This is a genomic window from Streptomyces sp. NPDC050703 (assembly GCF_040654435.1).
Classification (GTDB): Bacteria; Actinomycetota; Actinomycetes; order Streptomycetales; family Streptomycetaceae; genus Streptomyces.
This window is the reverse complement of record NZ_JBFAHX010000038.1, coordinates 61,007-67,803: the sequence shown is the minus strand read 5'-3', so window position 1 is coordinate 67,803 and position 6,797 is coordinate 61,007. Positions and strand designations below refer to the sequence as shown.

Sequence of the window (6,797 nt, the reverse complement as noted above, 5' to 3'; positions counted from 1 at the left end):
CCGCCCCGGGTCTGCGGCCTGTCGCCAGCGCACAACACCCCCCCGCGCTCACCCGCCCACCCCCCCAGTACAAAAGACCCGGGGCGCCCCCGGCCGGGGGCGCCCCTCCTCATACGTACGGGCCCTGGTGCGACCCGGGCCGGTCCCGCTACAGCCCCTGCCAGTCCGGCTTGTTGGCGTAGGTGTGCCGGAAGTAGTCCGCGAGCTTCAGCTTCGACGCCGCCGCCTCGTCCACGACGACCGTGGCGTGCGGGTGCAGCTGCAGCGCCGACGCCGGGACGACCGAGGCGACGGGACCCTCGACCGTCGCGGCCACCGCGTCCGCCTTGCCCTCGCCCGTGGCGAGCAGCACCAGGTGCCGCGCCTCCAGGATCGTCCCGATGCCCTGGGTGATCACGTGGTGCGGGACCTGCTCGATGTCCCCGTCGAAGAAGCGCGCGTTGTCCACCCGCGTCTGCTCGGTCAGCGTCTTGATCCGCGTGCGCGAGGCGAGCGACGAGCACGGCTCGTTGAACCCGATGTGCCCGTCGGTGCCGATCCCGAGGAGCTGGAGGTCGACGCCACCGGCCTCGGCCAGCGCCTTGTCGTACCGCACGCACGCCGACTGCACGTCCTGGGCACTGCCGTTCGGGCCCATGAACGACTCCTCGCTCAGCCCGAGCGGCTCGACGACCTCGCGCAGCACCACGGAGCGGTACGACTCCGGGTGGCCCGCGGGCAGCCCCACGTACTCGTCGAGCTGGCAGATCCGGGCCCGCGACGCGTCCACCTCACCGGCGGCGACCTTGGCGGCCAGCGCCTCGTAGATGGGCAGGGGGGTGGACCCGGTGGCGACACCGAGCAGGGCGTCAGGCTTGCGGCGCACCAGGGCGGCCATGGCCTCCGCGATGAGCTCGCCGCCTGCCGTGGCGTCCGGGACGATGACAACTTCCACGCTGGGCCTGCCGATCTGGAGAGGGCTCTACGATTGGTGGTATAGACCAATCTAGCAGAGCTGTGCCCTGCCGGCAGGTCTTTCGCGGGCCCGCGTCTCCCCGATTCGCTAATGGCCGCTATACAATTCGCTCCATGGCGACGAAACGGCGCGGGCGCCCCCGTTCCTTCGACCGCGAGGCAGCGCTTGAGCAGGCGGTCCAGGCCTTCTGGGAGCACGGGTACGAAGGTACGTCCGTCTCCGACCTGACGCGCGCCATGGGCATCGGCGCCCCCAGCCTCTACGCCGCGTTCGGTGACAAGCGCACGCTCTTCGACGAGGTCGTCGCGCGCTACGACGTCTCCCACGGCGCCTTCGCCGAGCGTGCCCTCGCCGAGGAGCCCACCGTGCGCGGCGGAGTGGCGCGCCTGCTGCGCGAGGCCGCGGCCGCCTTCACCGACCCCGCCCACCCGCGCGGCTGCCTGGTCGTCACCGCCGCCACGAACTGCACGACCCCGGAGGTGGAGAAGTCCCTGCGCGAGCGGCGGAACGCCGCCGTCGCGGACATCCGGTCCCGCGTCGGCGCGGCCGTCGCGGCGGGCGAGCTGCCGGAGACCGCCGACCCCGCCGCCCTCGCCCGCTATGTGCGCGCGGTCTTCCAGGGGATGTCCCAGCAGGCCAGGGACGGCGCGACCAGACAGGAGCTGGAAGCGGTGGCGGATCTGGCGATGTCGGTGTGGCCGGCGGCCGGACTGCCGGAGAATGGGGCTGAGAATGGGGCCTGACCCCTGGGGGAGGCGCCCCCGGGGGAAGCGGCAGGAACAAAGATGTGCCCGCGCGTAGACATCGGAGAATGGTCTAGTCCACAATGCGGGAGTAAAGCCTCCGCTCTCCCCGCACAGGAGAGCGGACCGAGGAACCGGCGCTCTCTGCCCTGACTGCGCCGAGTCCTCCCGATCGGCCGCCCGGTACCGCACATTCTGGGGGCCGATGCACCTGAAGGGCTGCGGTGCCGTGGGTGGGTCGAGGGTCCCACCCTGGCGCCGCGGCTCGTCGGGAGCCGCCGTACGTGAAAGGTACGCTCGCACTCGTGCCCTCCATGAACGACCTCGTACGCCAGCACACCGCCCTCGGTGACTCCGACCTCGAGTGGCTGCATCTGCTGGTCTCGGAGTGGCAGCTGCTCTCCGACCTCTCCTTCGCCGACCTCGTGCTGTGGGTCCCCACCCGTGATGGCACCCGCTATGTCTCGGTGGCGCAGATGCGGCCCAACACGGGCCCCACCTCCTACCAGGACGACATGGTCGGCCACCTCGTGCCGCGCGGCCGGCGGCCCCTCCTCGACGCCGCCCTCGACGAGGGCCGCATCGTCCGCGAGGGCGACCCCGAGTGGCGCGAGGAGGTCCCGGTGCGGGTGGAGTCCATTCCCGTACGGCGGGAGGGGCGGGTACTGGGAGTGATCGCCCGCAACACCAACCTGCTGACGGTCCGCACGCCGTCGCGCCTCGAACTGACCTACCTCCAGTCGGCCTCCGACCTGGCGCAGATGATCGCCGCGGGGTCGTTCCCGTTCCCGGGGCAGCAGGTGGACATGGACGCGTCCCCGCGCGTGGGGGACGGTCTGCTGCGGCTCGACGCCGACGGCATCGTCCAGTACGCGTCGCCGAACGCCCTGTCCGCCTACCACCGCCTCGGCCTCGCCGCCGATCTGGTCGGTCATCACCTGGGCAGGGCCACCGCCGAACTCGCGCCGTCGCGCGGACCGGTGGACGAGGCCCTGGCCAAGGTCGCCAGCGGCTGGGCGCCGCGCGAGTTCGAGATCGAGGGCGGGGACGGCGTGATCCAGCTCCGCGCGATCCCGCTCAAGCCGAAGGGGCCGCGCATCGGTTCCCTCGTACTCCTGCGCGACGTCACGGAACTGCGCCGCCGTGAGCGGGAGTTGATCACCAAGGACGCGACCATCCGGGAGATCCACCACCGGGTGAAGAACAACCTCCAGACGGTCGCCGCGCTGCTGCGGCTGCAGGCCCGCCGCATCGACTCGGCCAAGGGCAGGGAGGCGCTGGAGGAGGCGGTGCGCCGCGTCGGCTCCATCGCCATCGTCCACGAGACGCTCTCCCAGAACCTCGACGAGCGGGTGGAGTTCGACGAGATCGCCGACCGGGTCCTCGCGATGGTCGCCGAGATCTCGCCCGGCAAGGTCGCGGGCCGGCGCACCGGACGCTTCGGCATCCTCGACGCGGAGGTGGCGACACCGCTGTCGATGGTGCTCACGGAGATCCTGCAGAACGCCCTGGAGCACGGGTTCCGCGAGGGGGACACCGGCACGGTCGAGGTCTCGGCGGTGCGCGGCGGCACCACCAAGGAGGCGCGGCTGCTGATCACCGTCCAGGACGACGGCGTCGGCCTGCCGGACGACTTCGACCCGCACCGCTCCGGCAACCTGGGCCTGCAGATCGTCCGCACCCTCGTCGAGGGGGAGCTGGGCGGCACCTTCGACATGGTCCGCGCCTCCGAGCGCGGCACGCGGGTGCTCCTCGACATCCCGATCCACGGCCACAAGTAGCGGCGGCCGGGCGACGGCGGCGGTGCATGCCGGCCGCGCACCGGACAGCACACAGCAGTGAGCCCCGGACCGAAGTGGTCCGGGGCTCACTGCTCACGTTGCGATGCGCATCGGGGGTACTGCGCGGCTGCGGCTCGGGGGCGGGAGATGCGTACGCGGTGTACGCGCCGCCAAGCTCAGGCTCGTCGGGGGTGTGGGCGTCAGGCGCTGGCCTGGCGTGCACGGTTGCGAGCGGCGCGGCGCTTCATCGCGCGGCGCTCGTCCTCGCTGAGGCCACCCCAGACGCCGGAGTCCTGGCCGGACTCAAGCGCCCACTGCAGGCACTGCTCCATGACGGGGCAGCGGCGGCAGACGGCCTTGGCTTCCTCGATCTGCAGCAGCGCAGGACCGGTGTTGCCGATGGGGAAGAAGAGCTCGGGGTCTTCTTCGCGGCAAACGGCGTTGTGACGCCAGTCCATGGCTGCTACCTCTCCTTGGTATGACATTCAGGTTGCTTGTGAATGTGAACGCTTTCACGAATCCCTCGACGCGGGAAGGGCCGACGCCCAGTTGCCTGGTGTGGACCTGTGGTGGAGGAGGGGTTCTGGCTCTCTGCGGGGCCGATGTTGCGGGCCGTCCCGATCGCCATGTAGAGATTCGCAAACCTCGGCGGCGGATACAACCCCTTCCGGAAAGTTTTTTTGGATTCCTCAGTGTCGACTGGGTCACAGCCGTACTTCCATGGGGTGGATCCTGGCCTAAACGTTCGACTGAAAGGACTTTAGGCCCTTCTACTCACACAATCACACGCAGTGCACGGCGAACGCCTGTGAACGTCACGCTCGTACGCAGTCCCAAGTGGTCACCGTCCATCTGGAGGGGCAGTGGAACCTTTGAATGCAAGGTGAAGTCCGTGAGGTCGTGGAGCGTGACCGCGTGCTTACCGTGTGGTCCCCGTTCCGGTGTGGACGTCAGTAGCTGCGTTCCGTAACGGGCCACCGCGGCCGTCGAGAGCTTCTTCAGTCCCAGCACGTCGAGCGCGGTGTCGAAGGACGCCCGCGGGGACGCGTACAGGGGGCGATTGCCCAGGTAGGAGTAGGGCGAGGTGTTGCAGACTATCGACAGCACCAGGTCCGTCACCGGGTCCTCGCCCGGCCGCTCCAGCGTGATCATGCCGCGTCTGCGGTGGGGCTCGTCGATGAACTGCCGCAGCACCTGGCGGACGTAGAGCGCGTGGGTGGAGCGTCTGCCCAGCTCGCGCTGCTGTTCGACTCTGCCGACCACGCCGCCGTCGAAGCCGAGCCCCGCGCAGAACGTGAACCAGCGCGAGGGCACCGACTCGTCCTCCGTGCCCGGCGTGCCGCCCGCGATGCCCAGGCCCACCGTGCGCTCACTGCCCTCGCGCAGGGCGTCGAGGAGGGCGCCGGTGGCCTCCACCGCGTCGTTCGGCAGCCCGAGGGCGCGCGCGAAGACGTTGGTGGAGCCGCCGGGGACGACGGCGAGGCGGGGGAGGTGGTCCGGATCGGGGCCGTGGTGGAGCAGTCCGTTGACGACTTCGTTGACGGTGCCGTCGCCGCCGAGGGCGACGACCAGCTCGATGTCCTTGCTCTCCGCGGCCTGCCGGCCGAGGTCTCTCGCGTGCCCCCGGTACTCCGTGGTCACCGCGTCGAGCTTCATCTCGCTCGCCAGTGCGTGGACCAGGACGTCACGCGTACGCGCACTGGTGGTGGTTGCCGCCGGGTTGACCACGAGAAGTGCACGCATGCTGAGCAGGGTACCCAGCTCTCACCGGACGACCCAGACCGAGGTGCCGGGGCACGGAGGCGCGGGGCTACCCTGCTGGAGTGAGTACTGAGCGGAAAACCACCCCCGAAGCCCCGGAGCCGGCCGCGCCGGGTCCGCGTCCCGGACGGCTCACCGCCGCCGCGGCCCTGTCCGCGCTGGAGGGCCTGGCGCTGGTCGCCGGGGGTGTGTACATGCTCGTGATGGGCCTCGCCGGATCGCCCGACGACCCCCGCCAGGCCGAGACCGGCGGCATCACGCTGATCGTCCTCGCGCTGCTGCCGCTGCTCGCCGCGCGCGGGCTGCTCAGGCAGCGCCGGTGGAGCCGCGGGCCCGCGATCATCACGCAGATCATGGCGCTGCCCGTGGCCTGGCAGCTGCTCCAGGCCGACAGCGCCGCGATCCCCGCGGGCATCGCCCTCGCGGTCGTGGCGATCGCCTCACTGGTGCTCCTGGTCCATCCGGCGACGACCGAGGCCCTCGGCATCCGGGGCCACGGCGGCGTGCAGGACCAGAAGTAGCACCGGCGTCCCCGGAGCGGCCTACTCCTCCACGAGCAGCTTCTCGCGGAGCTGGGCCAGGGTGCGGGCCAGCAGGCGCGAGACGTGCATCTGGGAGATGCCGACCTCCTGCGCGATCTGCGACTGCGTCATGTTCCCGAAGAAGCGCAGCAGCAGGATGCGCTTCTCGCGCGGCGGCAGGTCTTCGAGCAGCGGCTTGAGCGATTCGCGGTACTCGACGCCCTCAAGGGCCTCGTCCTCGGCGCCCAGGGTGTCCGCCACGGCCGGCGACTCGTCGTCCGTGTCGGGGACGTCCAGGGACAGCGTGGAGTAGGCGTTCGCCGACTCCAGGCCTTCGAGGACCTCCTCCTCCGAGATCGCCAGCTTCTCCGCCAGCTCGTGCACCGTGGGGGAGCGGCCGTGCATCTGGGACAGCTCGGCCGTCGCCGTCGTCAGCGAGAGACGCAGCTCCTGCAGGCGCCGCGGGACGCGGACCGCCCACCCCTTGTCGCGGAAGTGCCGCTTGATCTCACCGACGACCGTCGGCGTCGCGTACGTGGAGAACTCCACGCCGCGCTCCGGGTCGAACCGGTCGACGGACTTGATCAGGCCGATCGTGGCGACCTGGGTGAGGTCGTCGAGCGGCTCGCCGCGGTTGCGGAAGCGGCGGGCCAGGTGCTCGACGAGCGGCAGGTGCATGCGGACGAGCTGGTTGCGCAGCTCCGCGTACTCCCGACTGCCGCTGTCCAGGGCGCGCAGCTCGACGAACATCGCGCGTGCGCTGCTCCGGTCCCGTGGATCGTGCCGGCTGTGCTCGTGCTCGCTCATGTTTCCCGCCCGTCGCCCGCCGCCCCGGCCGGAGAGCTGCTGGAGCCCGTCCTTGGCGGTCGGCTCTGCCTGCTCCGACACATCGGCCACCGTCAGCGGACCCGATTGCTCCGGGTCCTCAGGGTGCGGTTTCGCCTGCTGCTCGGGGATTCCGGTGGTCATACGGCGCGTCCCCTCCCCGCCGTCGACGGGCAGACTCTGTGTGCCGCGCTCTTCGTCCCGCACCGGC

General features: G+C 70.9%; 7 protein-coding genes. 3 read left to right on the top strand and 4 right to left on the bottom strand.

Going from position 1 to position 6,797, the window contains the following annotated elements:
* Positions 1-148: 148 nt before the first annotated feature.
* A complete protein-coding gene (nagB, locus tag AB0I16_RS28295; protein ID WP_363252426.1) occupies positions 149-934 on the bottom strand; it encodes a glucosamine-6-phosphate deaminase in 786 nt (261 codons plus the stop codon).
* A 134-nt stretch (positions 935-1,068) separates the two neighbouring features.
* Here nagB and AB0I16_RS28290 point away from each other — a divergent pair, with 134 nt between their 5' ends.
* Together AB0I16_RS28290 and AB0I16_RS28285 are read left to right on the top strand one after the other, a co-directional pair.
* On the top strand, positions 1,069-1,698 hold the full coding sequence (locus AB0I16_RS28290; protein WP_363252425.1) for a TetR/AcrR family transcriptional regulator: 630 nt from the start codon (positions 1,069-1,071) through the stop codon (positions 1,696-1,698).
* A 314-nt stretch (positions 1,699-2,012) separates the two neighbouring features.
* Positions 2,013-3,479 (top strand): PAS domain-containing sensor histidine kinase, encoded by a 1,467-nt coding sequence (locus tag AB0I16_RS28285; RefSeq protein ID WP_363252433.1) that lies wholly within the window; start codon positions 2,013-2,015, stop codon positions 3,477-3,479.
* Between the two features lie 200 nt (positions 3,480-3,679).
* Here the strand turns inward: AB0I16_RS28285 and AB0I16_RS28280 are convergent, their stop codons facing one another.
* Both AB0I16_RS28280 and AB0I16_RS28275 read right to left on the bottom strand, forming a co-directional pair.
* Entirely contained in the window at positions 3,680-3,937 is a 258-nt protein-coding gene (locus AB0I16_RS28280; RefSeq protein WP_016639615.1) for a WhiB family transcriptional regulator, read from the bottom strand.
* Between the two features lie 316 nt (positions 3,938-4,253).
* A complete protein-coding gene (locus AB0I16_RS28275; protein WP_363252424.1) occupies positions 4,254-5,222 on the bottom strand; it encodes a diacylglycerol kinase family protein in 969 nt (322 codons plus the stop codon).
* Between the two features lie 80 nt (positions 5,223-5,302).
* On the opposite strand from AB0I16_RS28275, the gene AB0I16_RS28270 reads away from it, so the two are divergent.
* On the top strand, positions 5,303-5,761 hold the full coding sequence (locus AB0I16_RS28270; RefSeq protein WP_363252423.1) for a hypothetical protein: 459 nt from the start codon (positions 5,303-5,305) through the stop codon (positions 5,759-5,761).
* Between the two features lie 21 nt (positions 5,762-5,782).
* On the opposite strand, the gene AB0I16_RS28265 is transcribed toward AB0I16_RS28270, so the two are convergent.
* Positions 5,783-6,793, bottom strand: a complete 1,011-nt coding sequence (locus AB0I16_RS28265; protein ID WP_363252422.1) for an RNA polymerase sigma factor SigF — start codon at positions 6,791-6,793, stop codon at positions 5,783-5,785.
* Between the last annotated feature and the right edge of the window lie 4 nt (positions 6,794-6,797).